The sequence below is a fragment of the Flavonifractor sp. An100 genome (assembly GCF_002161175.1).
GTDB lineage: Bacteria > Bacillota > Clostridia > Oscillospirales > Oscillospiraceae > Lawsonibacter.
In genome coordinates this window covers 1-25,656 of sequence record NZ_NFMA01000009.1, presented here as the reverse complement: position 1 = coordinate 25,656, position 25,656 = coordinate 1, and the positions used below count along the sequence as shown (strand labels likewise).

General features: G+C 56.1%; 29 protein-coding genes and 3 pseudogenes. 22 read left to right on the top strand and 10 right to left on the bottom strand.

Annotation, left to right across the window (positions count from 1 at the left end):
- Positions 1 to 45 precede the first annotated feature (45 nt).
- Together B5E43_RS06850 and B5E43_RS06845 are read right to left on the bottom strand one after the other, a co-directional pair.
- Entirely contained in the window at positions 46 to 516 is a 471-nt protein-coding gene (locus tag B5E43_RS06850; protein WP_158098988.1) for a pyridoxamine 5'-phosphate oxidase family protein, read from the bottom strand.
- Positions 513 to 1,058: a DUF4364 family protein gene (locus tag B5E43_RS06845; protein WP_087394913.1), complete on the bottom strand. Its 546-nt coding sequence runs from the start codon at positions 1,056 to 1,058 to the stop codon at positions 513 to 515. Before B5E43_RS06845 ends, B5E43_RS06850 begins: the two co-directional genes overlap by 4 nt.
- Positions 1,059 to 1,427: 369 nt before the next feature.
- On the opposite strand from B5E43_RS06845, the gene B5E43_RS06840 reads away from it, so the two are divergent.
- Positions 1,428 to 2,105 carry a hypothetical protein gene (locus B5E43_RS06840; RefSeq protein ID WP_242964747.1) on the top strand — a complete coding sequence of 226 codons (678 nt, stop codon included), beginning with the start codon at positions 1,428 to 1,430 and terminating at the stop codon, positions 2,103 to 2,105.
- Between the two features lie 47 nt (positions 2,106 to 2,152).
- On the opposite strand, the gene cls is transcribed toward B5E43_RS06840, so the two are convergent.
- Complete coding sequence (gene cls / locus B5E43_RS06835) at positions 2,153 to 3,679, bottom strand: cardiolipin synthase (RefSeq protein ID WP_087394910.1); 1,527 nt, start codon at positions 3,677 to 3,679, stop codon at positions 2,153 to 2,155.
- A gap of 33 nt (positions 3,680 to 3,712) precedes the next feature.
- On the bottom strand, positions 3,713 to 4,171 hold the full coding sequence (locus B5E43_RS06830; RefSeq protein WP_087394908.1) for a YfcE family phosphodiesterase: 459 nt from the start codon (positions 4,169 to 4,171) through the stop codon (positions 3,713 to 3,715).
- Positions 4,172 to 4,233: 62 nt separating this feature from the next.
- Between B5E43_RS06830 and B5E43_RS06825 the strand changes: the two genes are divergently transcribed.
- The 3 genes from B5E43_RS06825 to B5E43_RS14885 all read left to right on the top strand — a co-directional run bounded on the left by B5E43_RS06825 (position 4,234) and on the right by B5E43_RS14885 (position 5,402).
- On the top strand, positions 4,234 to 4,515 hold the full coding sequence (locus B5E43_RS06825) for a hypothetical protein (RefSeq protein ID WP_242964746.1): 282 nt from the start codon (positions 4,234 to 4,236) through the stop codon (positions 4,513 to 4,515).
- A gap of 34 nt (positions 4,516 to 4,549) precedes the next feature.
- Entirely contained in the window at positions 4,550 to 4,978 is a 429-nt protein-coding gene (locus tag B5E43_RS06820) for a hypothetical protein (protein ID WP_087394906.1), read from the top strand.
- Between the two features lie 208 nt (positions 4,979 to 5,186).
- Positions 5,187 to 5,402: a hypothetical protein gene (locus B5E43_RS14885; RefSeq protein ID WP_143382965.1), complete on the top strand. Its 216-nt coding sequence runs from the start codon at positions 5,187 to 5,189 to the stop codon at positions 5,400 to 5,402.
- Positions 5,403 to 5,438: 36 nt separating this feature from the next.
- On the opposite strand, the gene B5E43_RS06815 is transcribed toward B5E43_RS14885, so the two are convergent.
- Genes B5E43_RS06815 through trpS form a run of 4 tightly spaced genes read right to left on the bottom strand, consistent with a single transcriptional unit; the run spans position 5,439 to position 9,579 of the window.
- On the bottom strand, positions 5,439 to 6,203 hold the full coding sequence (locus B5E43_RS06815; RefSeq protein WP_087394904.1) for a hypothetical protein: 765 nt from the start codon (positions 6,201 to 6,203) through the stop codon (positions 5,439 to 5,441).
- Between the two features lie 41 nt (positions 6,204 to 6,244).
- Entirely contained in the window at positions 6,245 to 7,393 is a 1,149-nt protein-coding gene (gene wecB / locus B5E43_RS06810; RefSeq protein ID WP_087394902.1) for a UDP-N-acetylglucosamine 2-epimerase (non-hydrolyzing), read from the bottom strand.
- Positions 7,390 to 8,529 carry an MraY family glycosyltransferase gene (locus B5E43_RS06805; protein WP_087394900.1) on the bottom strand — a complete coding sequence of 380 codons (1,140 nt, stop codon included), beginning with the start codon at positions 8,527 to 8,529 and terminating at the stop codon, positions 7,390 to 7,392. Before B5E43_RS06805 ends, wecB begins: the two co-directional genes overlap by 4 nt.
- A 51-nt stretch (positions 8,530 to 8,580) precedes the next feature.
- Positions 8,581 to 9,579, bottom strand: a complete 999-nt coding sequence (gene trpS, locus B5E43_RS06800; protein WP_087394899.1) for a tryptophan--tRNA ligase — start codon at positions 9,577 to 9,579, stop codon at positions 8,581 to 8,583.
- 169 nt (positions 9,580 to 9,748) lie between these two features.
- On the opposite strand from trpS, the gene B5E43_RS06795 reads away from it, so the two are divergent.
- Positions 9,749 to 10,018, top strand: coding sequence for a GIY-YIG nuclease family protein (locus B5E43_RS06795; RefSeq protein WP_087394898.1), 270 nt, complete (start codon positions 9,749 to 9,751; stop codon positions 10,016 to 10,018).
- A gap of 17 nt (positions 10,019 to 10,035) precedes the next feature.
- Here B5E43_RS06795 and B5E43_RS06790 read toward each other — a convergent pair whose 3' ends face one another.
- A complete protein-coding gene (locus tag B5E43_RS06790) occupies positions 10,036 to 11,820 on the bottom strand; it encodes a CvpA family protein (protein WP_242964745.1) in 1,785 nt (594 codons plus the stop codon).
- Between the two features lie 229 nt (positions 11,821 to 12,049).
- On the opposite strand from B5E43_RS06790, the gene gltX reads away from it, so the two are divergent.
- On the top strand, positions 12,050 to 13,537 hold the full coding sequence (gene gltX, locus B5E43_RS06785) for a glutamate--tRNA ligase (RefSeq protein WP_087394896.1): 1,488 nt from the start codon (positions 12,050 to 12,052) through the stop codon (positions 13,535 to 13,537).
- A gap of 59 nt (positions 13,538 to 13,596) precedes the next feature.
- On the opposite strand, the gene B5E43_RS06780 is transcribed toward gltX, so the two are convergent.
- The gene (locus B5E43_RS06780) at positions 13,597 to 14,166 is read right to left on the bottom strand and encodes a methyltransferase domain-containing protein (protein WP_242964744.1); all 570 of its coding nucleotides are present in this window, start codon (positions 14,164 to 14,166) and stop codon (positions 13,597 to 13,599) included.
- 281 nt (positions 14,167 to 14,447) lie between these two features.
- Between B5E43_RS06780 and B5E43_RS06775 the strand changes: the two genes are divergently transcribed.
- From B5E43_RS06775 to B5E43_RS06710, 16 genes and pseudogenes are all read left to right on the top strand, one after another.
- Entirely contained in the window at positions 14,448 to 15,974 is a 1,527-nt protein-coding gene (locus B5E43_RS06775) for a ParB/RepB/Spo0J family partition protein (protein ID WP_087394892.1), read from the top strand.
- Between the two features lie 295 nt (positions 15,975 to 16,269).
- Entirely contained in the window at positions 16,270 to 16,611 is a 342-nt protein-coding gene (locus tag B5E43_RS06770; protein ID WP_087394891.1) for a hypothetical protein, read from the top strand.
- Positions 16,611 to 17,060: pseudogene (locus tag B5E43_RS06765) on the top strand (antirestriction protein ArdA); the annotation flags it as partial. The gene B5E43_RS06770 and the pseudogene B5E43_RS06765, both read left to right, overlap by 1 nt.
- Positions 17,054 to 17,356 (top strand): annotated as a pseudogene (locus B5E43_RS06760) (hypothetical protein); the annotation flags it as partial. The pseudogenes B5E43_RS06765 and B5E43_RS06760, both read left to right, overlap by 7 nt.
- Entirely contained in the window at positions 17,337 to 19,166 is a 1,830-nt protein-coding gene (locus B5E43_RS06755; RefSeq protein ID WP_087394889.1) for a C40 family peptidase, read from the top strand. The pseudogene B5E43_RS06760 and the gene B5E43_RS06755, both read left to right, overlap by 20 nt.
- A 14-nt stretch (positions 19,167 to 19,180) precedes the next feature.
- Entirely contained in the window at positions 19,181 to 19,435 is a 255-nt protein-coding gene (locus tag B5E43_RS06750; protein ID WP_007491255.1) for a DUF4315 family protein, read from the top strand.
- Between the two features lie 2 nt (positions 19,436 to 19,437).
- The gene (locus B5E43_RS06745; RefSeq protein ID WP_087394886.1) at positions 19,438 to 20,211 is read left to right on the top strand and encodes a DUF4366 domain-containing protein; all 774 of its coding nucleotides are present in this window, start codon (positions 19,438 to 19,440) and stop codon (positions 20,209 to 20,211) included.
- A complete protein-coding gene (locus B5E43_RS15235) occupies positions 20,208 to 20,381 on the top strand; it encodes a hypothetical protein (RefSeq protein ID WP_006575055.1) in 174 nt (57 codons plus the stop codon). Before B5E43_RS06745 ends, B5E43_RS15235 begins: the two co-directional genes overlap by 4 nt.
- 4 nt (positions 20,382 to 20,385) lie before the next feature.
- Entirely contained in the window at positions 20,386 to 20,754 is a 369-nt protein-coding gene (locus B5E43_RS06740; RefSeq protein WP_087394884.1) for a cysteine-rich VLP domain-containing protein, read from the top strand.
- Between the two features lie 262 nt (positions 20,755 to 21,016).
- A complete protein-coding gene (locus B5E43_RS06735) occupies positions 21,017 to 21,700 on the top strand; it encodes a hypothetical protein (protein WP_242964743.1) in 684 nt (227 codons plus the stop codon).
- Between the two features lie 10 nt (positions 21,701 to 21,710).
- On the top strand, positions 21,711 to 21,875 hold the full coding sequence (locus B5E43_RS15230) for a hypothetical protein (protein WP_164475078.1): 165 nt from the start codon (positions 21,711 to 21,713) through the stop codon (positions 21,873 to 21,875).
- Positions 21,872 to 22,219 (top strand): plasmid mobilization relaxosome protein MobC, encoded by a 348-nt coding sequence (locus B5E43_RS06730; protein ID WP_087394882.1) that lies wholly within the window; start codon positions 21,872 to 21,874, stop codon positions 22,217 to 22,219. The genes B5E43_RS15230 and B5E43_RS06730 overlap by 4 nt, the downstream gene beginning before the upstream one ends.
- Positions 22,220 to 22,377: 158 nt before the next feature.
- Positions 22,378 to 22,668 carry a CD1845 family protein gene (locus B5E43_RS06725; protein WP_087347888.1) on the top strand — a complete coding sequence of 97 codons (291 nt, stop codon included), beginning with the start codon at positions 22,378 to 22,380 and terminating at the stop codon, positions 22,666 to 22,668.
- Positions 22,669 to 22,856: 188 nt separating this feature from the next.
- Positions 22,857 to 23,660: a helix-turn-helix domain-containing protein gene (locus tag B5E43_RS06720; RefSeq protein WP_087394880.1), complete on the top strand. Its 804-nt coding sequence runs from the start codon at positions 22,857 to 22,859 to the stop codon at positions 23,658 to 23,660.
- The gene (locus tag B5E43_RS06715) at positions 23,657 to 24,259 is read left to right on the top strand and encodes an alpha/beta hydrolase (protein ID WP_087394878.1); all 603 of its coding nucleotides are present in this window, start codon (positions 23,657 to 23,659) and stop codon (positions 24,257 to 24,259) included. The genes B5E43_RS06720 and B5E43_RS06715 overlap by 4 nt, the downstream gene beginning before the upstream one ends.
- Positions 24,260 to 24,471: 212 nt before the next feature.
- Positions 24,472 to 25,539 (top strand): annotated as a pseudogene (locus tag B5E43_RS06710) (relaxase/mobilization nuclease domain-containing protein); the annotation flags it as partial.
- Positions 25,540 to 25,656: the final 117 nt, after the last annotated feature.

Sequence of the window (25,656 nt, the reverse complement as noted above, 5' to 3'; positions counted from 1 at the left end):
AAAGCTGCCTGTATGGAAAACAGACAGCTGAATAAACGGATAAGGTCAATGTTTCAATTTTGCTTTTCCAGAAATGTGGTCCATCTCTACCTTCCAAATGGCGGTGACCGCCAGACTCTTTTCCACGGCAGCCGGGAAGGCATCCATATCATTGGGAGTAAGCCTCTCACATAAAGCATGCAAAGCGGCTGTTTTTTCCTGGGGATCGGTCACCTCCAAGACGGTTCCGGTGACAATCACTGACTGATAATAGGTGGTGTACATGGCGGGCGGCACGAAAGCAGGGGTGTCCTCGCCCACAAATGTAATACATATCCTGGGGTTGGCGCGCAACAAATCCACCTTGCGGCCCTGTCGGGCACTGTGAAAGTACAGGCAGTTGTCAACCCGCACGAAAGAGAGGGGAAGACAGTAAGGAGTATCTTCTCCAGTTGACAATGCGGCCACGCCGTGGGAACAGCGGTCAATGAGAGCAAGAGAAAATTCCAGGCTTTGTTCACGGTCTGAACGTCTCAAGGTACATTCTCCTTTCTGGGTTCTGGTGTGCTGAGAAGAGAAATCATGGAATGATATATGCCAGACGGATTAGTTTGAAACTGATGAGACATGGCGATCGCCTGAGGACGGCCGGGGACCAGAAGGGACAGCTCCAGGAGAGGGCTGCCCACGTCGTGGAACCCCAGGTGGAGGGTACAGGTGCCATCCGGATTGTCCTCGATGCGGCTTTGGATCTGGGCTTCCCGTCGCAGGGCCTCGTTGACCTTGACCAGGTTTTCATCGCAGTGCATGCGCACCGAGTAGGGCAGGCTGCTCTGACAGATCTCGCTGTTGCGCCGCCCTTTGTCTGTAATGGTGTAGCGATCGTCCTCCTTGGAGAGCTGGCCGGTTTCCACCATATGGTCCACCGCTTGTGTGAGGGAGAAGTAATCTACCCCGGCATCACATAAGGCCAACTCCAACAGCTGCAAAAAGGTGATGGGACCGGCGGCACGGGCCATGATATACAGGACCAAGAGCTTAAGGTCCAATTCATTTTGAATAAATCCCACTGGGGCCATGAAAACGCTCCTTTCTGGTCAGGCGTCTGGTCTGGCATTTATTATAACGCGGATTGAAAAAAGCCGCAAGAGCAAAAGCGGAAAAGAAGAGGACAAGGCGCTCCTGACACCAAATCCGATATGGGTCATAAGATGAGGTGTAAGCAGAACCAAATCGGGCGGGAAAACCGCCCACGTCACCCAATATATTTAGGAGGGAACCATATGCCAGAAATGGTCGTACCCGGCCCCGTGAATGAGGAGCGCAGCATCCGGGAGGCCGTATGTATACACACAAGAAAAATTTTCGATTCATGTAAAGATAAAGACTGTATCGAAGATTTGAGGGTTTACCCCACCCGCGGTTCACAGGAGGTCCTTGACCGGGCAATGTCTGTGAAGGCAGGATGCGCCGAACTGCTGTACTCGTACATCGATGTTGAGCCGGTTTGCTTTAATCGAGGTTTTTACACGGTGGATGTGCGGTATTTTTATCGTATCACCGCAGATGCGTTTATCGGCACTGCCCGTCCTGTAGAGGTGACCGGACTTGCTGTGTTTGATAAGCGAGTCATTCTGTTTGGTAGCGAGGGGAGTGCGAAGGTGTTCGCATCTGCTGGTTCGGACTGTGGTCGTGACCCTCAGCAGCTGCCTCGAACCAATGCTCCTATCGCTGTAGTGGAGGCGGTAGATCCTCTGATTCTGGGCATGAAGCTGATGGACGTGTGCGAGTGCCGGCACTGTGATTGCGGAAACACCGAAATTCCCAATGCAGTGGCGTCCTGTTTCCCGGAGGAACTGGTGACAGGCGGTGACACTCATCGTCTCTTTGTGACCCTGGGGCAGTTCAGCATCATTCGTCTGGAACGAGATACCCAACTGCTCATGCCAGTATACGACTACTGTATGCCGGAGAAGGAGTGCCCCTGTGACGGTTGCGGCTGCCAGGAGGATCCCTGCGAATTGTTCCGGAAAATCAAATTCCCTGTGGGAGAATTTTTCCCGCCCAACAGCACGCCCTGCAAGGGAAACAGCTATCAGGAGGCCCGCAGCTGCGGTTGCTGCTGAGAACTGACTAGGCTTGCAAAAGCCGCCGTCTCAGACGGCGGCTTTTTTTACATAAGGGGAGCGAATACCCGCAGTATGCTGCGATACATCTGTAAGAGGATATTTAGATGTTTAAACCGGCGTAAGGAGATGGATTCGCTCTGTTTTAGGGTTGCTTCAAAGTCAGCTCGGATATCCCGGATACAGGGAGCCTCGCATAGCCATACGCCATCCTCAAAGTGGAGAAACAGACTGCGGTAATCCAAATTGACCGTTCCTACTGTGGCAAATCGATCGTCAACCACAAAGTTTTTTGCGTGGATAAATCCAGGCTTATACTCATAAATTTTGACGCCAGCCTTGAGTAAAGGGGGATAGTGGGCACGGGTAACCTCGAACACATAGCGTTTGTCCGGGATGTGGGGGGTAATGATTCTCACATCCACGCCGGCCTTAGCTGCGTTACAAAGGGCAGTGTTTGTGGCCACATCGATGACCAGATAGGGAGTAGTAATATAAATATAATTTTTAGCTTTGGCAATCATGTTGAGATAGACGGCCTGCCCAACCGTTTCCCGATCCAAGGGAGTGTCGGTATAGGGCTGGACATAACCGGTCCAAGGGCGCACAGGGGCAGCAGGGGGACGAAACCGGTCAAAATCCTCGTCCCAGCCGCAGCAGTGGTCCCACATGGTCAAAAACATGACCGTCATGGACCAGACTGCGTCTCCCTCCAAAAGGATGGCACTATCTTTCCAGTGCCCAAAGCGCTGGCGAAGGTTGATATATTCGTCGGCCAGATTGATTCCCCCGGTAAAGCCGACCTTTCCATCAATGATCATCAGCTTTCGGTGGTCCCGGTTATTCAGGCGCAAGGACATCACTGGCACAAACCGGTTAAATACCCGGCATTGGATTCCTTTGGCCGCCATTTGCTGGTCATAGTCTCGGGGCAGGGTAAACATACACCCCATATCATCATAAATTAGGCGCACTTCCACACCTTGCGCAGCCTTCTCCTCCAAAATAGCCAGGATACTGTCCCAAAACAGGCCGGGCTGGATGATAAAGTATTCCAGGAAAATATAGTGTTCCGCTTTTTTCAGCTCCTGGAGCATCCGGGGAAAGGCCAAGTCTCCCAACGAAAAATACTCTGTTTCCGTATTGGTGTAGGCGGGACAGGCGGCGCAGCGTTCCAGATAATTGGCCTGACACACAGCGTCTCCCCCCAAGGGGAGTAGGTCGTCTGCCTTAAAATCCTCTTTCAGGGCAGAAGCAGATTTTTCAAGAATACCCTGCATACGCTTTTGAATACGTTTTGGGATGTGACCGCCGCCGATAAGCAGATAAAAGATTCCTCCAAACACTGGAAAGGGAAGGATGATCAGTAGCCAGGCAATTTTATAGCCAGGTTCCATTCGGCTGCTGATGATGGCTAAAGCGGCAAAGACGCTCACCAGGATGCAAAACCAGTAAAAATTATCCGCATATTCAGAAAAAATCGCCACCATGAGGCCAAGGGCTGCAATCTGTGCCAAAAGAGAGAGCCCTACGAAAACAGAGCGGTGAAAGAGAATGTAAAGAATCTTTTTCAAAATATACCTCCTGTAGGTACTGGAGAGAGTCCTTTACTCCTGGGGGAGGATACAGCAATCAATGGAAGAGTGGGTCAATTCAATTAGTCCGTAGGTGGATCGGCTGGCTCCCGGATTGAGAAGGATCAGACCATCCTCCAAGGTGCGCAACACAGCCTGGTGGGTATGGCCATAGAGCAGAAGATCGGCGTTTGAGGCGCGGGCATCAGCAATTGCGGCATAGGGGCCCTTCTTGACGCCCCAGAGATGGCCATGGGACAATAAAATCCGTTTTCCGGCCAGGAGAATCTGCTTTTTGGGTGGTTCTGTTGTCCACCCATCGCAGTTTCCGGGGACCATACAAAAGGGAAGTCTGGGGTAAGCGCAGGCGACTTCCTGTGCGTCCTCCATCAAATCCCCCAGATGGATCACTTGGTCCGGGTGATGGGTCTCAATGGCGAAATACATACCGGACAACGAGCGATGGGAGTCGGAAAAAACCAAAACTTTCAACTTTGTCACCTTGCCGTTCTTTCTGCATATACTGGATTGAAATGAGGTTAGGGGTGATATTTGTGATATCCAAAAATAATCAAGAAGCTGCGGGAAAAGGAATGTCTGCCGTAGAGCTGATGAAGAACCGGGCTGTACTGGCCGGCTTAGCTGGCTCTGACGATACGCAAAGGCTGATGACAATGCTTCAAAAACAGGGTGGAGTCCAGCAGGCGGCAAAGGCTGCGGCTGCTGGAGACCCCAGTCATTTGATGACCATGGTGGAACAGCTAATGAGCAGTAAGGAAGGGGCTGATTTGGTAGCCCGCATCCAACAGCAGGCCCGAAAAGCCGGAGTGGAGTAGTCGGTCTCTTCACAGGAGAGGGGAGGGGTAAGCCGTGGCTGAGTTCGAGGAAAAACTGAATGCAATTCTGGGTGACCAGGAAGCGATGGGACAGATCATGGCCCTCGCCCGCTCCCTGTCTGCCAGTGAGCAGACAGAGTCGGAGAAGACACAGGAGGAGGACGGCGTCTCAGAACGTGACAAACCGGAGGATATCCAGGCGCCGTCCTCCCAGCAGGGACCAGATTTATCCGCTCTGTTTGACCAGCTTGACCCAGCCATGCTGCAGATGGGAATGCGGATTCTGCGAGAATATCGGGGAAGGGATGACCGAAGCGCAGATCTGCTTCGGGCGCTGCGTCCATTTGTGCGGGAGGAGCGCCGGGGGAAGTTGGATAAGGCATTGCAGATTGCCCAAATGACCCGTATGATCCGTGTGGCGTTAACCGCCATGGGCGGGAGGGGGGAGGAGGGGGATGTATAATCGTTATATCCCAGAAGACACATCCTATACTTGGGTGGGGGAAGAAGCGCAACCAGCTTGGATACCGGGAGCGGAGCACCACCGAAATTCCTCTCAGCGTCCGTCACAAACAGGCAAACGGGCGGGGACCAGCCAGAGAAACCAATCCTTCTCACAAGGACACAGGCCAACCGGGGGGAAGAGCTCAAAAAACACTTGGCTTGGAGGTTTGGAAAGCCTAACAGGGCTGCTCCAGGGGGAGAAAGCTGGAGGAATGGGCGGCATCCTAAAGCGGTGGAGCGGTGAAAACTGGGATACCGGGGACATACTCCTGCTTTTGATTGTGCTATATTTATTGGTGGAGGGGGAGGACCTGGATCTGGTGATCGCTTTGGGGATTGTACTGGTCATGGGACTGGGCAGCGACAAAAAAGAGGAGGAATAAGGAGGGGGGCGGCCGAAGCCGCCCCTATGTGTGTTCTCAAGAAAGGCTGTGGAAGGACGTGCCGTCTGGTAGGGCAAAGGACGCGGTAGAAGGACAAGGGGTAGTAATGGGGGAGTAGGCGGTCATCCGATAGACCGTCTGTCCGTTGTAGTCTGTCTCCGCGCTGATTAAAAGACCGCTGTCCACACTGATCCAGTAACGTTCTACCACATTTTCTTCCTCTATTGTTACCTCCACAAAAACGCATGGGATGTCGCCCCGGGACTCATAGCCAGCCGCAGTAATAAGCTCTGGGTCCAATTCCAGCACCGTCTCATAGGTGGGCAACCGCTGGGAGAGATCGGCGGACAGACTGTCGGCGGGGGCGGTACAGTAGTTCTGAGAGCCATCATACCAGTAATAAAGAGTTTCCTCGCCAATCAAATCATTGCGGATGGAGCCGGAAGGCAGTATCTTGCGGGTGTGGGTCCAACCTCCATCTGTCCATACCTGAACTTGAATGACAGAGGAGCCCTCACCCCAAAGTGTCTCCACCGTTAGCTCCCGGTAATAGCTGTCTGAGCGAGCTAGAGTAGCGATGACGTTCTGCACCGTCTCAGGGGTTACCTCCACCTTTTGGTATGCACCTGAATTAGCGGCGCTGCTGGAGGCGGAAGAGCCTTGGGAGCTGTCCCCGGAAACGGGAAGCTGAATGGATGGGGTGTTTAGGGCAAAGAGGCTTCGGCCAAAGCTGGTAAACATGGCACCCACAATCAGTGCGATTACAGCGATGGCAATGATCAGTCGATTTTTGGGGTCCAAACTGTCACCTCATTCCGGGAAAGCAGAGAAAAACCGATAAATCAGGGATGAAACTCTGCCGGGGGCTGGGAGCGAAGACCGAAGTGCCATTCAATGGCGTCGGCAATTCGCTGGCAGGCGTGTCCGTCCCCATAGGGATTGACGGCGTGGGCCATTTTCAGATAGGCGTCCCGATCGCCCAACAGCTCACACGCCATACGGAAGATATCCGCTTCCTCCACACCGGCCAGGCGTACCGTACCGGCAGCCACAGCCTCGGGACGCTCGGTCTCCCGGCGCAGTACCAGCACCGGCTTGCCCAGAGCAGGGGCCTCCTCCTGAAGACCTCCGGAGTCGGTCATCACCAGATAGCACCGGGCCATCAGATTGTGCATCTCATCCACCGACAAGGGGGCAATGAGATGGATACGGGGATGGTTATCCAGATACGTATGGGCGGCCTCCTGGACCACCGGAGAAAGGTGGACGGGATAGACCAGCTCCACCTCGGGGAAAGCGTCAGCCACTCGGCGCAGGGCGGTCATGATGTTGGCCATGGGCTGGCCGTAGTTTTCCCGGCGATGACAGGTGACCAGAATGACCTTTTGGTTGTCATAATCCAGATTATTTAAAATATCCTCTGAAAAGGTAAAATCCTTTACAACTGTAGTCTGCAAGGCATCTATGACAGTATTTCCAGTCAAAAAGACTCCCTTGGTGATATTCTCCCGGGCCAAGTTTTCCCGGTTGGAGGCGGTGGGGCAGAAGTGGAGGTCAGCGATGGCTCCCACCATTTTCCGGTTCATTTCCTCCGGGAAGGGAGACCATTTGTCGTAGGTGCGCAGACCGGCCTCTACATGTCCCACCGGGATCTGGTGGTAGAAGGCGGCCAGAGCGCCGGCAAAGGTGGTGGAGGTATCCCCATGGACCAGCACAAGGTCAGGCTTGGCCTGCTCCAGAACATCCTCCATGCCCAGCAAACATTTCGAGGTGATGGTGGATAAGGTCTGCCGGGGCTGCATAATGTTCAAGTCATAGTCGGGCTTGAGATGGAAAATTTCCAGTACGGAGTCCAGCATCTGCCGGTGCTGGGCTGTGACACAGCACAGGGCGTCCAGGTCCGGACGCCGGGACAGTTCCAGGGCCAGAGGGGCCATTTTAATGGCCTCAGGCCGGGTGCCAAAAATGGTCATTACTTTTTTCTTGCTCATTTGTCGGAGCGATCCTCCTCGCCAAAGAAATTTTCATTGCCTGCGATTTGGGTTTTCGAAGGGGGGGACTTCTGGCTGCTGTGGGGAGAAGGGCCACCGTTATGGCTCATATAGAGCATGTAAGCAAGTGCCCCGGCCGCACACAAAGCCAGGAGGAACAACATGGCACGGACGGCGCCGTTGGTGGTAAGCACCACAGCGGACAGGCCCAGAATGGCGCTGATGATGTACAGCACCGCCACCGCCTGCTTTTGGGAAAAGCCCATGTCGATCAGACGGTGATGGATGTGGCCCCGGTCAGGGGTCATGGGGGACTGTCCCTTGGCCAGGCGGCGCAGGATAGCAAATGCGGTGTCGAAAATGGGCAGGCCAAGGATCAGGAAGGGGGCCGCGAAGGAGATAATGGTGTAAAATTTAAATAGCCCCTGTATGGATACCACCGCAAGGACAAAGCCCAGGAAGGTGGAGCCGGTGTCCCCCATAAAAATCTTGGCCGGGTTCAGGTTATAGGGCAGAAATCCCAGACATGCGCCGGCCAGTGCGGCCATGAATAGCGCCACATCGGGCTCGGAGACCACCAGAGCGATGACCAGCAGAGTCATGGAGCTGATGGTGGACACACCGCAGGCCAAACCGTCCAGGCCGTCAATGAGGTTGACGGCGTTGGTAATGCCCACAATCCAGAGAATGGAGATGGGGTAGGACAGCCAGCCCAGCTCCCAATAGGGATTGCTGCTGAAAATATTGATGTTGGACAGGCCGTAGATCCGGTTTCCAGCCCAAACGGCGATCAGAGCGGCCAAAATTTGAATGAGAAATTTTGGCTTGGCGGGCAGGGCGTAGATGTCATCAAAGATGCCCAGAATCACAATGATGACCGCACCCAGCAGCATACCCCGCAGCTGCTGGGTCAGGGGGAGAAACAGCAGTACGCTGAGGATAAAGCCAAAGAAAATGGCCAGACCGCCCATCCGGGGGATGGGATGGTCGTGCATACGCCGCCCGTCCTTGGGCACGTCCACAGCGCCCACCCGAAAGGCCAGGGACTTTACCACGGGAGTGGAAATGAGGGCCACCACAGCGGCGGTGAGGAGAGCGGCCACCGCGGCGCCAATGAGAGAAATTTGTATGGTCATATCCGATCCTCTTTTGTACTTGGATGAGGGGCTGCCAGCAGCCCAAACGCATTACCGGGCAACAAAGCCCACCTTCTTGTAGACCTTCCGCAGGGTCTTGTTGGCCACGTAGGAGGCCTTTTCCGCCCCCTGCTTATAGACCGACTCCAGGTAGGCCTTGTCCGCCAAAATCCGGGAGGCCTCCTCGCGGATGGGGCGGAGGGTCTCCACCACCGCCTCACCGACGGCGGGCTTAAAGGCGCCATAGCCCTTACCATCAAACTCCTGCTCGATCTCCCCAAAGGTCTTGCCAGTGACGGCAGAATAGATGGACATCAGGTTGGAGACGCCGGGCTTGTGCTCCGGGTCGTAGCGGACGCAACGCTCGGTGTCGCTGTCGGTGACGGCGCGCTTAAATTTGCGCTGAATGTCTTCCGGCTTCTCCATGAGGAACACGCAGCCCTCAGGGGCGGACTTGGACATCTTGGCCTCAGGGTTGCTCAAGCCCATGATCCGGGCGCCGGTCTTGGGAATATAGGGCTCAGGGATTTTGAACACGTCCCCGTAGATGTTGTTGAAGCGCTGGGCCACGTCCCGGGTCAGCTCCACGTGCTGCTTTTGGTCGTTGCCCACAGGTACATAGTCCGGCTGGTAAAGGAGGATGTCGGCGGCCATGAGGGCAGGGTAGGTGAACAGACCGCCGTTGATATTGTCGGCATTTTTGGCGGACTTATCCTTAAACTGGGTCATCCGGGAGAGTTCTCCAAACATGGTGTAGCAGTTGAGCACCCAGCCCAGCTCCGCGTGGGCGGGGATATGGGACTGAATAAACAGGGTGTTTTTCTCCGGGTCCAGTCCGCAGGCGATGTACTGGGCCAGCTGTTCCAAGGTGCGGCGGCGCAGATCGGCCGGATTCTGGCGCACGGTGATGGTGTGCATGTCAGCCATAAAATAATAACAATCAAACTCATCGGCCCGGGCGCCCCAGTTTTTGATGGCCCCTAAATAGTTGCCCAGGTGCAGGTCACCGCTGGGCTGGATGCCGGAGAGCATTACTTTTTTCTCGTCCATGGTGTGTTGACTCCTTTGTCAATGGGTGTCCGTTGGGCTAAGACACCCATATAATATCACTTTATTGTAGCACTGGTGAGAGGGAAAGGCAATAAAATGTTGGATAATTTCCAAAAGGGAAAAAATATGGTATTCTTATGGGAAAGAAGTGGAGAGGGGCGGAAAGAGAATGCCGTGGTATGTCTATATTCTGCGCTGTGGAGACGGGAGTTTGTATACCGGTACCGCTCTGGATGTGGAGCACCGCCTTGCCGTCCACCGGGCAGGGAAGGGAGCCAAGTATACCCGGGGCCGGGGACCGCTGGAGCTGGTGTATCAGGAGGAGCTGCCGGACAAGGGTGGGGCCTTGCGCCGGGAATTGGAGATCAAAAAACTGACGCGGCAACAAAAGGAACAGCTGATTGCTGCGGACCGAACAAAAAACCGGACCACCAATTGATTGGTGGTCCGGTTTTTTCAAGTCTGTGGAGCTGGATCCAGGGCAGAGGGAATATCCTGTGACTCTGAGTCAATGGTAGGCGCAGAATTTCCGTCTACGGTAAAGCCCATGTGGTTGGAGGAGGTGCGTCCATCAATGGTCAGGGTGTAGCCGTCCAAAATGGAGGGCTGTTCTCCTTCAGCGGGGATGGCGTGGTCAATGGTTACGGTGTCTCCCACATTCAGGGTTACCACGTCCCGGTTTTGGGAAGCGGAGAGGGAGTAGAACACCTCATCGCCCTCCAGACGTAGGAAGTAGTAGGAGTTGCCGTCCAGAACAGCAGTGCGGATCTCAGCCACAGTGCCGCTGGCCTGGGTCTGGGGCAGCTCCTCAGGTTGGGTAATGCCCTTGTTGGCCAGCAGCTGGATATAGGTCTGTTCGCAGGAGGATACGGTGGTGCCGGTGGCCACGATCTGATACTGAGCCACGTTGACCATGGCGTACATCTTGACCAGATTGGTGGCGTCCAGCAGGGGGATAAAGTAGGTAGGCTCTCCAGCGATGTTCAGCAGCAGGGGGAAGGTGGACTTGTAGCCCAGGTCCTGGACCACACCCTCGGCGGAAGCCCGGGCAGCCGCCTCAGTGGCGCCGGGAGCCTCATAAAAGGTGGTCTGCTTGGTGCGCATATTGCACAGTAGGAAGCCCAGGTTGGACTGGTCGGCATTGGCGGAGGTAACGCCGGTGTAGGCGTATACATCATCGTTCATGGCGATGTAGTTGTAGCCATCGGTGGTGACAGTCACATCCTTCTGGCCCAGAATGGAGTTAATAAAGCCGTGGACCAGGGTGCCGTGGTAGTCATACTGCTGCATGATGAGTTCGGGGACATAGAGGGTGTCCACCCAGGTGGGGACCTCTTCGTAATACTGGCTCTCACCGGTAACGGCGTCCACCAGCACCGCGCCCTGGATATCGGTGCCGCCGAAGAGGCCGATGGTCTTCACTACCCGGGGAGCGATCCACCAGGGGTGGCCGTTTTCGTCGATCTCAAATTCGGGAGTGGAGAACATCATGGTAGGGTACTGGAAACGCAGGTGGCGCACGATGTTCCGGTTGAGGGGCTCGGAGAAGGAGTACTTCATTCCCTCGCTTAACCGTACCACGGTGGCCTCCTGGGTAACCATGTCCACCACCACATAGGCGGGCAGACCGTTGCCCCGGTTGGTCAGCCACTTGAACAGGTCGGCATAGGCGATAGGAGCCACCCGGACGGGCCGTCCCTGGTAGTTGATCTGGGTGGAGTCGTTGGAGTACTCAAACTGGCTGACCATGTCGCTGAGGGTGCCCATCTGGCGGTCGCCCAGATACTCGGCGCTGGTGCGGTCCAGCGTGGGGATCTCGTTGAAGGAGATCTGAGCCACATCGGAGGCAAAGTTGCCCTCCTCCACCGTAAGCAGGTCCCGGTAAGAACCGGCCCGGAAAATGGGCATGGACAGGACCTGGCCCACTAGGGCTACCAGCACCACAGCCACAAAGAGGATGCCCACAGGCAGGCACCGGCTTTTGACAAAACGAAACCATTCTTTCAATTTCTCGGCCGGAGCGCGCACTACGTTGTCCCGGGGTGCGCCGGAAAGCAGAAAGACGCAGATGACATAGACCACGCACAGAAGCCCCAGAAAGCTATAAAAGTCGCTGGAGTGGGGATTGATGGCGGGCAGCGAGACGTAGAAGTACACAAACCCGATCAGCGCAGTGATCACGAGACTGAGGACGGTTCTACCAAGGCTCCCCTTGGGCAGATGGAATCCTATTTTATTCAAAATGATTCTCCTTTTCCGCAGTTGGCGTATGAATATCCTACCCCGAAGGCAGGTTGATTATAGCATAGACGATGGAGGGGAAAAAAGCAATGGATGGAAGATTAAAATTCCATGAAGAAGGAGAGAAGGTACAGACGGGTTCCTCTTGCCAAACTAGTCGGGATACCCTATAATATGGAGGATACATGGAAAATTAGGTGGCGAAAGCCGCTTTGACGGAGGGAACAGTATGGCACTGGATCACAAGTATTTTGAGGAGATGGAGGCGAAGATCCCCCATGGGAAGGTACGTACCCGCTTCGCCCCTTCCCCCACGGGGTATATGCATGTGGGCAATCTGCGCACCGCCCTGTATACCTGGCTCATCGCTCGGAATGCGGGAGGCACCTTCATTCTGCGCATTGAGGATACCGACCAGGTCCGGGAGGTAAAGGGAGCCACGGAGGTCATCTACCGCACCATGGCCGAGTGTGGCTTAAATCATGACGAGGGCCCCGATGTGGGCGGTCCGGTGGCGCCCTATATTCAGTCTCAGCGCCGGGACACCTATGGTAAGTATGCCCAACTTCTCATTGAGAAGGGCCACGCCTACTACTGCTTCTGTGAAAAGACAGAGTCGGAGGAGGATTCAGGGGAGTTTGACCGGGGCGAAGATCCCTGCCGTTCTCTGAGTCTGGAGGAGGCCCAGGCCCGAGTAGATGCCGGAGAGCCCTATGTCATACGCCAAAAAATTCCCCATGAGGGGACCACTACCTTCCACGACGCGGTATTTGGAGCCATTACTGTAGAAAACAATACGTTGGATGACCAGGTGCTCATCAAGCGGGACGGCCTGCCCACCTATAATTTCGCCAACGTCATTGACGACCACCTCATGGGTATCACCCATGTGGTGCGGGGCAGCGAGTATCTCTCCTCCGCTCCCAAGTATAACCTGCTCTACGAGGCATTCGGCTGGGAAATTCCCACCTATGTTCACTGCTCCCCAGTGATGCGAGACCAGCAGCACAAGATGTCCAAGCGCCACGGAGACCCCTCCTATGAGGATCTGAAGGCCCAGGGCTACCTGACCCAGGCTATTTTAAACTATGTGGCTTTGCTGGGCTGGTCTCCCCGGGGAGAACTGGCCGAGCAGGAGATCTTCTCCCTGGAAGAGCTGGCCAAAGTCTTCGACCTGGAAGGGGTGTCCAAATCCCCTGCCATCTTCGACATTGATAAGCTCAAGCACTTCAACGCTCTGTACCTGCGTGCTATGGCGCCGGAGGAGTTTGCCAAAGTGGCCGAGCCCTATATCCGCCAGGGGGTGAAGAACCCGGCGATCTCTGCCCAGGAGGTGGCTGCCCTGCTCCAGGCCCGGTGTGAGACCCTGATCGAGATCCCGGAGAAGGTGGACTTCTTTGACGCCCTGCCCGAGTATGATGCGGAGCTGTTCACCAACAAGAAGTCCAAGACCAATCCTGAGGTTTCCCGGGATATGCTCCAGGCGGCCATCCCCATGCTGGAGGGGCTTGGAGAGTGGACCCAGGACGCCATTCATGACGGCCTGGTGGCCCTGGCTGAGCAGCTGGGTGTGAAGAATGCCACCCTCATGTGGCCGGTGCGTATCGCGGCCGCCGGCAAGGCGGTAACCCCCGGTGGCGCGGTGGAGATCTGCCGCATCCTGGGCCGGGAGGAAACCCTGCGCCGGCTGAAGCTGGGACTGGAAAAGATGCAATGACAATTGTCTGAACAGCCAAATGGGCTGGGACCTGATGAGTCCCAGCCCATTTTTATTAGTTATTGATCGGTAACACGTTGATACCAGTGCAGGCCAAAGCCGATGGCGGTGTCCAGCTCCTCCAGCTTGGCAAGCTGATCCCGGCCTGCTTTCGGAGTTTTCCAGGCGTAGGGGGTAATACCGAAGAGGGCCAGAATATCCTCCCGGCAGGAGAGGTGAATGGTGCCCTGCACCTTCTGGGCACTCTGCCAAGTAAAACCGGGGTACTCCTCCTGCTTGACCGGATTTTCATAGGGCTGGGGATATAGGATCTGTTTCATCTCCCACAGGTGGCGGGGGGAGGGGACGGCATAGCAGAACCATCCCCCGGGTCGGACTACCCGGGCAAACTCCTCAGCGGCCAAGGGAGAGAAGATATTGACTAGCAGATCCACGGAGGAGGGGCTCAGCGGGAGGTGATAGACCGAGGCCACGGCAAACTCCCCCTGAGGCAGGCGTTTGGCCGCCCGGCGCAGGGCAAACTTAGACAGGTCCACCCCTGCCGTGGCGGGAGTGAGACCAGCCTGCGTCAAGGCATGGAAAAGACCGGAGGTATAGTATCCCTCGCCACAGCCGCTGTCCAGTATCACAGGGGTGGAGAGAGCGGCCAGCCGTTCCAGAGCCCCGGTGCACAGGGCTTGGAGGAGGGGGGCGTAAGGGCCATATAAAATAGGAAAACTGCAAAAATAAGGCTTTTCGGGGCCTGCAATCCGAAAAAAATAAAATGAAAGACTATCACATTACACAGAGGGCCGTCCGGGAAAACCTGGGCGGCCTTTTTGCGTGGTAGGCTTGGAAAGGGGGAAATTTTTTCGATAGAAAATCAGCTCTAATTTTTGTGCAACACGCTGAAATTAAAGGAGGTTAGTGAATGGCAGATGACAAGCTGAAAACAAGCCCGGAGTCCCCTGGCCAGGATCGCCCCGGTGATACGCCTGTGGAAGATGCCCCGTCAATGCAGGAGCCCCCAGCCCCGGAAACCGCCGCGCAAAAAAAAGCGGCGGAACACACTGAACCGGAGCAGTCTGTGATCCCTGGCATGGGTGAGGACGCCCCGGCCCGGACTGCCCCTGGCGAGGTGGTGGTTGATTTTGATAAAATCAACGAGCTTATGTCCCAGCGCCGGGCATCTGCGCAGGATGCCGTATCAAAGGCGGAGGCTCCGTCTGTTGAGGCTGACGGGCAGGAAAAAGCGCCAAAGCGCCGGGGCCGCCCACCGAAGCAGCAGGAGAGGCCGACTGCGGAGAAAACAGCGAAAGCGACGGAGCCCCGCACGGGCCGCCCGTCTAAGGTTGACAAGGCGGCCCGTGACGAGCCCCCGTCCCCACCTATGGACAAAGTGTCCAGAGGTAAGAAAGCCGATAAGGGCAAGGAAACGGGCTCCGGCGGTGCGCCTGCGTCTAAATCCGCTAAGACGGTAAAGCCGGGCAAGGCCGCTCCCGTCAAGGAGGCGGCAGTTCCGCCCCCGGAAATCAAGCTGCCGCCCATGCCGGAAGTCCCGCCCCGCCCGGTGGAAGAGGGAAAAATCGTCCATTTGAAGATGTCGGAGCTCCACCCGTTCCACACGTTCCGAGAGCACCCCTACAAGGTGCAGGACGATAAGGCGATGGACGATCTGGTGGGGACGATCAAGGAACACGGCATTATGACACCCGCCACCGTCCGCCCGGAAAAGGACGGCAAGGGCTATGAGATCATCGCGGGCCACCGCCGCCATCATGGTGGTACACGGGCCGGGCTGGAGGAAATGCCCTGTATTGTCCGGGAGATGACTGACCTTGAAGCCGTCCGGGAAATGCGGAACAGCAATAAACAGCGCGGCGATCCGCTCCCCAGCGAGCTGGCAAAGCTCCTGGATTTGGAGGTGGAGGCCATCAAGCGCCAGGGGGCCCGCCCGAAAACGGAGAAAGAGGCCGAGGCCCTGGGTAAGCTCTCGGTGGAGATCGTGGGTAAGGAACACGACATGAACTATAAAAAGGTCATGCGGTATATCCGGCTCAATTCCCTGGTGCCGGAGCTTCTGGACAAGGTGGACGCAAAGCAGATGGGCTTTATGCCTGCGGTGGAGATCTCGTATATCAGGCCGGAAAACCAGCGGCTGATTGCCGTTTCCATTGATGGGGAGCAGTCCTCCCCCTCGGTGGCCCAGGCAAAGCGGCTCCATGAGCTGGACAAGGAGGGCAAGCTCAACGGCGATGTGATTGACGGGATTTTGAGTGAAGAAAAAAAGGAGGATCGCGGTGTGATTATTTCGACTGCTGAACTGTCTAAGTATTTCGGCAAGGAGGTCACTCCTGCCAAAATGAAGGAGCAGATCATGGCCCTGCTGGACGAGTGGAAAGAGAAACAGCCGCCCGAACTGGCAAAGCCGGACAAGAAAAAAGACTTGGAGAAGTAACCGGGCCCCGCTTCTGGACACTTTGTCCAGAGGTAAGCGCCCCGCGCTTGGGATGGGCTCTGTGGTGATATATCCCCCGTCGCCGCCTATATTCCTGCACAGCCGGGAGTGGGCCGTCAAGGGTGCAACGCACCGCCGCTCGCGGCGGCTTGCCCTTGACGGTCTGCCCCGGCTGTGCTACTTCCAGCGGCGGGGCGGGGGTATATATCCTCCAGAGCCGCCCCCTTTCCCTGGATAGGGAAAGGGCGGGGGGATAGGGTCGAACTACCTATAATAAATATCGGAGGTGTTGAAGATGAAACGATCCCTTGCTTATATTACCGCCGCATGGCGCGGCGATCCTGCGGTGGATATGGAGCAGGCGGCGCATTACTGCCGCGTGGTCTACGATGCGGGCTATTCCCCCATCTGCCCCATGCTCTATCTGCCGCTGTTCCTCAATGACGCGGTGCCGGAGGAGCACAAGAACGGCATCGACATGGGCCGTGACCTGCTCCGGCGTTCCCGTGTGCTGGTGGTGTGCGGGCATACCATCACCGAGTCCATGAAAAGTGATATTGCCGTGGCCCAGCGCCTGAGGATCACCGCGACTACCCTTGAGGGCATCCTGACCGTCAAGGGCCAGGGGCGGTGCTGATGGCGTCCCTGTTTGAAGCCTACATCACCAACCTGGGAAAGTACAACGAGGGTGAGCTGGTTGGCGAAACGCTGAAATTCCCCACGACTACCGAAGAAGTACAGGCCCTTTTGAAGCGGATCGGCGTGGACGGGGTGCGGTATGAGGAATTTTTCATCACCAGCTTTGACGGTGATGTGCTGGGGCTCTATGACTATCTCACGGAATATGAAAACCTGGACGAGCTCAATCATCTGGCCTGCCTACTCTCCGAGCTGGAGCAAAGCGACTTGGAGAAGTTTGAAGCGGTCATTGACAGCGGCGAACATACTTCCAGCGTGGCTGACCTCATCAATCTGGCGCAAAACTTGGATTGCTACGAGTTTTATCCCGGTGTGGAGGACGATGAAACCCTGGGCCGCATTTATGTGGAGGATATGGAGGCCATTGACATTCCCGATCACCTGCTCCCTTAACGCAGAACGTGAAAGACCTTTTGGCCAGCCGGGAAATCGAGGCCATTCTGGACAACACCGACTTTATGATCCTGTTGTCCCAGGCCCAAAGTGACCGGGCGATTTTGGCGAAACAGCTCGGCATTTCCGAGCATCAGCTCTCCTACATCACCCACTCCAATTCCGGCGAGGGCCTGCTGTTCTATGGCGATGTGACCATCCCCTTTGTGGATCGGTTCCCCAAAGGCGAGATCTACAACCTGCTCACCACCCGCCCGGAGGATTTGAAGAATGAAGCGAAAACCGAATAAACCCCAACAGGAGCCCAGGGAGCGCCCCGGCTCCTGGGAGGAGCCCGCCGATCCCGGCGGCGCTTCTTCCGGGGACGCTGGGGGCGGCTCCCCAGGCGGTGCCGGGGCTGCGGACAGCGGCACTTCTGGACAAAGTGTCCAGAACATGGGGTGCCCCGCAAAGTCGAAAGACTTTGTGGGGAGAGGAGGAGCAACGGAGCGGGCGGATTTTGGCGGCAGCGCCGCCGAAGGAGCCAAAGCGAAGTTTGCGACGACGAAGTTCCGGCAGAAAAGCAAACAGGAGCAGGCCGCCGCGTCCAAGCTCCGCATGGAGGAACGCGGGGAAAAGCTGGAACGGGCAAAGGATAAGCTGGCAAAACAGAAGCCGCCCAAAAAGCCCGGCCCGGTGCGGCGGATAGGCCGGGCCGCTGGCGGGGCCGCCCACGGTTTTGTGCATGGCAAGATTTATGAGAATGAACAGGAAAACGTGGGGATCGAGGGGGCCCACCGCTCCGAGCTGGTGGGCGAGTCCGGCCTACGGCATGGCAAGCGGTTTGTGCAAAAGAAAATCCGGCAGCACCCGGCAAAGGCTGTTCAACGGGCCGAGTCCAAGTATATCAAGGCAATGGCGGACTATCATTTCCGCATGGCCGCCCAGGAGCACCCGGAAATGTCCGGCAACCCTGTTTCCCAGATGTGGCGCAAGCACCGCTTGAAAAAGCAGTATCAAAAGCGGGCGCGGGAGGCGGCAAAGACGGGCACGGCAAGCGCGGCCAAAAAGACCGCCGCTGCCACGGAAAAGGCCGGGGCGAAGATCGCGGGCTTTGTGAAGCGGCATCCCGTGGGGGTGCTGCTGGCCCTGGCCTGTGTGCTCCTGCTCTTTATGATGCAGTCCTGTTCTTCTTCTCTGGTGATGCTGGGAAATTCCGGTGCGGGGGCCGTGGGCGCTACCACCTACCCCTCGGAGGACGGGGAGATCCTGGCGGCGGAGGCGGCCTATTCCGGCATGGAGGCCGAGCTGCAAAACTACCTGGACACCTATACCGCCACCCACAGCTATGACGAATACCATTTTGACCTGGACGAGATCGAGCACGATCCCTATGTGCTGATCTCTATCCTCTGTGTGCTCCACGAGGGGGAATGGACGGCGGACGAGGTGCAGGGCACCCTGGAAAACCTCTTTGACCGCCAGTATATCCTGACGGAGCGCGTGGTGCGGGAAACCCGGTATGACAGCGACGGTGATCCCTACTCCTGGTATATCTGCTATGTCACGCTGGAAAACAAAAACCTTTCCCATCTGCCCCTGGAAATGATGGGCGAGGAACAGATGGCCCGTTACTCCCTCTATATGTCCACCCTGGGGAACAGGCCCGATCTGTTCCCGGAGTCAGCCTATGTGGGGAAATACATCACAAACCCACCCGCTGACTATGACGTGCCGGAGGAATATCTGGACGATGAAACCTTTGCGGCCATTTTGGGCGAGGCGGAGAAATACCTGGGCTATCCCTATGTGTGGGGCGGCAGCTCTCCGGCCACGTCCTTTGACTGCTCCGGCTTTGTGTCCTGGGTAATCAATCACTCCGGCTGGAATGTGGGCCGCCTGGGAGCCCAGGGGCTCTATAACATCTGCACCCCCACCAGCGCACCCCACCCCGGCGATCTGGTGTTCTTTGTCGGCACCTATGACACGGCGGGCGTGTCCCATTGTGGTATCTATGTGGGGGACGGGATGATGATCCATTGTGGCGATCCCATCCAATATGCAAACCTGAATACAAGCTACTGGCAATCTCATTTCTACGCCTACGGGCGTTTACCCTGACAAGGAGGTTATCTATGGCGGCAAGCAAAAGCCAAAAAATCCAGGCCGAGATTGATAAGGTCAAGGCCAAAATCAGCGAACAGCAGGCCCGGCTGAAAGAACTGGAGCAAAAGCACCGGGAGGCGGAAAACGAGGAGATCGTGGACATCGTGCGGGGCATGAGCGTTTCCCTGGAGGAGCTGCCCCTGGTGCTCCAGCGGCTCCGGGACGGCGGCACCTCTGGACAAAGTGTCCAGAAGTCCGAGGACGGCGGAAAGGAGGAAAATTGAAGATGAAACGCTTTCAGGTGATGGCGGCGGCGCTCTGCGCCGTCGTTCTTTTATGCGGCTTTAGTGTCCCGGCGTATGCCTACGCGGACGGCGGCGAGGGCGCGGACTACGGCGATCCCACCATGACGGAGGAAACTCCCGCCCCGGAGCCCACCATTGAGCCCGGCGAGGGCTTTTCGGAGGAGGGCAACCTTGTGACCCGCGATCTGCTCTATGACGAGCACACCAACAAGCAGTTTATTACCGTCCAGACCAGCGGCGGCAATACGTTCTATATCGTCATTGACTATGACAAGCCCGTGGACGAAGAGGGCGAACAGTACGAAACCTACTTTTTCAGCGTTGTGGATGAGGCTGATCTGCTGGCTGCGGCGGAGGCCGCTGGCGTGGAACAGGCGGTGTGCTCCTGCTCTGAAAAATGCGAGGCAGGGGCCGTCAATACGGATTGTGCCGTCTGCTCTGTCAATATGAGCAAGTGCGTGGGTGTTGAGCCGGAGCCCACGGAAACCGAGGAGCCCGCCCCGGAGGAGGCCGAGCCGAAAACGGGTGGCAACACGGGGATGCTCCTGGCGGTGCTGGCCGTGGCCCTGGTGGGCGGCGGAGCAGCGTTCTATTTCAAGGTGCTGCGCCCCAAACAGCAGAAAGCCGCCGCGCCCCAGGAGGACTACGGCGACGAGCTCACGGACTATGACGAGCCGGACGGCTACGGGGACGAGGACGATGACGGCCCGCCCTGGGACGAGGAGGACGATGACAGAGAGGAGGCGGACAAATGAGGTTTACCAACAGCCCCTATGAAAAGATGATGCAGCAGAAGCCCCGCCCCCAGGCTCCGGCCCCGGCAAAGCCGCCCAGGGGCTCCCGGTGCTCCGGGTGTCCCTACTGGCGCGGGATCGGCTGCGTGTCCTGCTACCGGGAGCTTATGGCCCCGGCTGGCGGGAGGTGACGGCTTGGCCCGTGAACTGACACGCGAGGAAAAACGGGCGATCCGCGCCCTGGTGACAAAATGGTGTGCCAACTATGACCGGGAGTGCGGCTGCCTGCCCCTGGACTGTGAGTGCTATATGTTCGGGAAATGCTGGACGGGGGCGCTGTGCCGCTACTTTCGGGAGGCGGTGCTGCCCCTCGATCCGGCGCTGGAGGCCGCCCTTTTGACCGAGGGGCCCAGGCCGGATTTTAAGATTTGCCCTATCTGCGGCGGGCCCGTTGCCCCGGATCGGCGGCAGGCTTACTGCTCGGCGGTCTGTGCAAAGAAAGCCCACCGCCGACAACAGCGGGAATATATGCGGAAAAAGCGGGGCTGGGGCGTTGACAATTAGGCCCCCAAAACCCGCTGATTACAAGGCTTTCCGGGGCCCTTTTGGGGGTGGGCCGTATCTTTCTATGGCCTGCCCTTATTTTGCTCAAATGCTTTCCACATCTACCTCCGCCGCTTCTGGACACTTTGTCCAGAGGTGGCGGGGCATCTAAGGAGGTGTTATTCTGGAAGAAAATCAAGGCTATGTGATCCGCCGCACGATCCTGTTTGACAATCAATGCGGTTTTGCCCTGGGGGAAAATAGCAGGGCCCCTAATCCCTATGTGACGTGGCGGTTTAACGAGCAGGACGGCCAGCGGAATTACTTTTGGGGCCACTATATGAATGAGCCGGATATGGCGGAACGGGACTTACTCAACCGGGCCGAGGACTACCAGCGGCGTTACCATGTGCAGGAAGTGGAACAGGCCCCGGACAAGGAAACCTATCTGTACTACTCCACCCAGCGGCCTATCGACATCGGCACTTACCCGAACAGCTACTTTAACCGCCCTGTCCACATGGATTTATACTTTACCCGCCAGCAAGTGACGGGTGAGGCGTTCCAGGCGTGGGGAGCCATCACCTATGCCCATCCCCTGACGGAACGGGAAATGCAGGACTATGAGCTCCGGCCCTCCCGTAATAACCTGGATATTCGGCGGCAGATGGACGCCCAGGCTCAGGTGGTGGGAAAATGGGAGGACGCTCACCGCATCCCGGATCAAAAACGGCTGACGTGGTTTTACCCTGACTTCGGCAGCTATGTGGTGAAAGAATACATCACCCCGGAGCAACTGGCCAGCTTTGCCCGTGGCGTGGAACGCCAGGAGGCGGCGCGAGCTCATAAGGAGGCCAAACGCCAGCCCCCGATTGCGGAACAACTGAAAGCGGCGCAAAAGGAGGCCCAGGAACACCGGGCCCTGGACGGGCCAAAAAAGAAAGCCCCTGACCGGGGCGACAGATAGGAGGACTGTTATGGAAAAGAAGCGTGAACAGGATTTTGCCAACCAGGAGGCCCTGCGGCTCTCCGGGGTATTCAATACGCCGATCCCCGCCCAGCCCCCGGAACGGGAAAAGGCGCTGGACAAGGTAAAGGAACCGCCCCGCGCCTACCGGAGCCTGGAACGGGAGGAGCGGTGACAAAGAAACGCCGCCGCCCCATCCATCTCCATGTGATGGTGTCTGAAGAAGAGCAGGCGCTGATCCGGGAACGTATGGCCGAGGCGGGCATCCGCAACATGGGGGCGTATATGCGGAAAATGGCCCTCAATGGGTATGTGCTCCATGTTGACCTGTCACCCGTCCAGGAGCTGGTGTCGCTCCAGCGGCGGTGCTCCAACAATCTAAACCAGGTGGCGATCCAGGCGAATACCTACGGCGGCATTTACCCGGAGGAGATCAAAGCTCTGCAACGGGACTATGAAAAGCTGTGGCGGCCCCTTTACGATCTGTTGGAAAAGCTCTCTGCCATCGTGCGGCTCTGACCTGCCGGGGAGCGGTTTTGCCGTTCCCCGGCTATCTCGACTTCTGGACATTTTGTCCAGAGGTGGGGATAGCCGAGGCATCCTTGTTGGCCCCCTCCTGCGGAGTTATAATATACATATAGAGGCAAACAACGAACTTTTTGTAGGAGGTATGAACGATGCGGACAATCTTAAAAATCATCGCGGCTCCCTTTGTCCTGGCCCTGATCCTCATTGTGGCGGTGCTTACGTTCCTGTCCTGCGTGGCGGGGGCGGTGTGCATTGTGGCTTGTGTGGGCCTGTCCCTGCTGGCGATCCTCTGCCTGCTGGCCGGGCAGACAGTAGGCTGCATCGCCATGTTTGTGCTGGCGTTCCTGGTTTCCCCCTTTGGGCTCCCGGCCCTGGGCGGCTGGCTGGTGGAGCGGCTGCATGGTGTGAAGTATGCGGCGATGGACTTTATGGCGAGCTGATACTTATGAACAAAGTGTCCAGAGGTTACATAGACAGGTTCAAATTAGCATGATATATTATTTGAGCAAGTAAAAATCGCCTTTGCAACGGTTCATTGCGGCGGTTCCCGTTTGTGTTGGTAGAAATAGAGAGCCTTGTTTGTTATGATTTTCTCAAATCAAACAGCAAGGCAGGAGGAAACAATAATATGGCCATCGGAGAGAAAATACAAAAATTAAGAAAGCAACGAGGGCTTTCACAAGAGGCACTCGCTGAAAAGGTAACGGTTACACGACAGACGATCTCAAAATGGGAATTGGGACAATCGACCCCTGATTTGGATTTTATAGCCCAGCTTAGCGACATTTTCAATGTGTCCTCTGATTATCTTATTAAAGATGAAATGACCGAACCAGACGAGTTACCTTATAAGAAGCGTAGTTATCGTTTATCTGAAAGAGGCAAGCGTATTGTTTTGGTAATCGTTTCTGCGTCAGCATTGATTGCTGGCTGCGTATGCCTGATCTGTGACTACTTTACTTCGGACAGGTTGTCATGGTCATTGATTGCCGCTGTTTCAATCATAGCTGCATGGCTTATGTTACTTCCAAGTCTGATTTCCAGAACAAAGATCGTTTTGAAAACCTTAGTTGTAGTCAGTGCCATCCCTATTCCACTACTGGCAATCTTGTCCCTGCTATTGAATAAGTCAGTTATATTTACGTTGGGCATTTGCATAACGCTGATTGCGATTGCCGCTATCTGGATAATATACGGGATTTTCCGCAAGTGCAGGAAAAATTTGTGGCGGGCATTTGGTTTTGCCCTGCTGGTTTTGATACCAGTACCGATTGCGATTACCCATATTTCAGCTTACTTTTTGCCACAAGTCCAATTTGATTTTACATCTGACATATTCAACAGCGGGATCACTCTTGCGCTTTCTCTTGTATGCTTTGGGGTAGATTATTTGCATTATCATAAGAAAGGGGATGCCACAGACAAAAAATGAAAACAGTTCTTCTACACGGGTTGGGACAAACAGCGCAAGATTGGAAAGAGGTAGTTCGTCAACTTTCAACTTCCAATGTTGATTGCCCGGAGCTTTTTTCTGCAACGGGGAACGAAATATCTTACTCTCGGATTTTGGCTGATCTGGAACGGCAGTATTCTAATGCAACAGAGCCGCTTCATATCTGTGGCTTATCATTAGGGGCGCTGCTTGCCCTCGATTTCACTATTCGTCATGGGGATAAAGTAGCATCGCTGGTCTTAATCGGCGCACAATACAAAGTACCAACATTCCTGATAGATTTTCAAAATTTCTTGTTCCGCTGTATGCCCAGCAAGAGTTTTGATAGCATGGGATTATCAAAAAGCGATACGATTAAGCTGTCACACTCGATGCGGTCATTAGATTTCACTTCACATTTAAGTGGGGTTACTTGTCCTGTCACTATTGTATGCGGCGAAAAAGATAGCGCCAACATAAAAGCATCGAAAAAGTTGAAAGCGTTACTTCCTCAAGCAACTTTGCATATCATCCCTGGTGCAGGACACGAAGTCAATAAGTATGCACCAGAAACAATCTCAGCCATATTAAATGGATAGTTAGCAAAAAATCCAGAGATAAACCTTATTTCATAGAGTTATTTCTATGAAAACCTGATTACTAATACTTCTGGACAAAGTGTCCAGAGGTGCCGGGCGGCGGGTGAAACAGACCGCCGCCCGCTTTTTCTGCTGGGAAAGGAGGTGCGGCTATCGCTACAACTTACATCCGGCCCTACAAGGTAGCGGCGGGAAAAACTGCTATTCAGACAATGGAGGATCGGTTTGCTTACGGGCTCAATCCGAAAAAGCTGGGGGCCGTATCTGCCTACCTCTGCGATCCGGCGTCGGCCCCGGCTGAGTTTCTTCTGACAAAGAGCCAGTACCAGGCGGAAACGGGCCGGGCCGTGGAGCGCGGGGCCCTGTTCTTTCAGATCCGGCAGGCGTTCCCGCCTGGTGAGGTCACGCCGGAGGAGGCCAACAAAATCGGCTATGAAACGGCCATGCGCTGGACAAAGGGCAAGTATCAGTTCTTTGTCTGTACCCACATCGACAAAGGCCACATTCACAATCACATTTACTACAACTCCACGGCCCAGGACTGTTCCCGGAAGTTTCACAACTTCATCGGCTCCAGCTTTGCGGTGCGGCGGCTCTCTGACCGGGTGTGCATCGAGCATGAGCTGTCCGTCATTCAAAATCCAAAACAGCACAGCAAGGGCCGCTTTCTTCACTATGGCCAGTGGATCGGGGAAAAACCGCCCTCTGCACAACAGCGGGTGCGGCTGGCCATCGTGGAGGCCCTGGGGCAACGGCCCGCTGACTTCCCGGCGTTCCTGCGGCTTATGGAGGAGTCCGGCTTTCAAGTGAAGCATGGGCGGGGCGGCGCGATCTCGTTCCTGGCCCCTGGGCAGGATAAGTACACCCGCCTGCGGGCATCCACCCTGGGCCCCGGTTTCGATCCGGATGACATCCGGGCGGTAATTGCCGGGGAGCGTCCGATCCCGGAGCTCCCGAAGGACAGCCCAGCTCCGCCCCGGCGGGTCAATCTGATTATCGACATTAGGGAGCGCATGGCCCAGGGCAAGGGGCCCGGCTATGAGCGGTGGGCCAAAGTTTACAACCTCAAACAGATGGCCGCCGCGCTCCAGTACCTCCGGGAACACGATCTGATGGATTATGACGCGCTGGCCGCCAGCACCGAGGCGACGGTGGATCGCGCCCACAAGCTGGCCGGGGAGCTGCGGGACACAGAGGCGGCCCTCTCTAAAACTTCTGAGCTCATGGGCGCGGTGGTGCAGTATGCAAAGACGCGGCCTGTGTTTGACGGCTACAAGGCTGTTGGCGCCGGGAGATCACGACCATATTTTGTCGGGAGTATTTAACCAATTTTTGTCGGCGAACCCCAGAGCCAGTAGAATAAACAAAAAGAGTGCCAACAACCCAGCACTCATAGA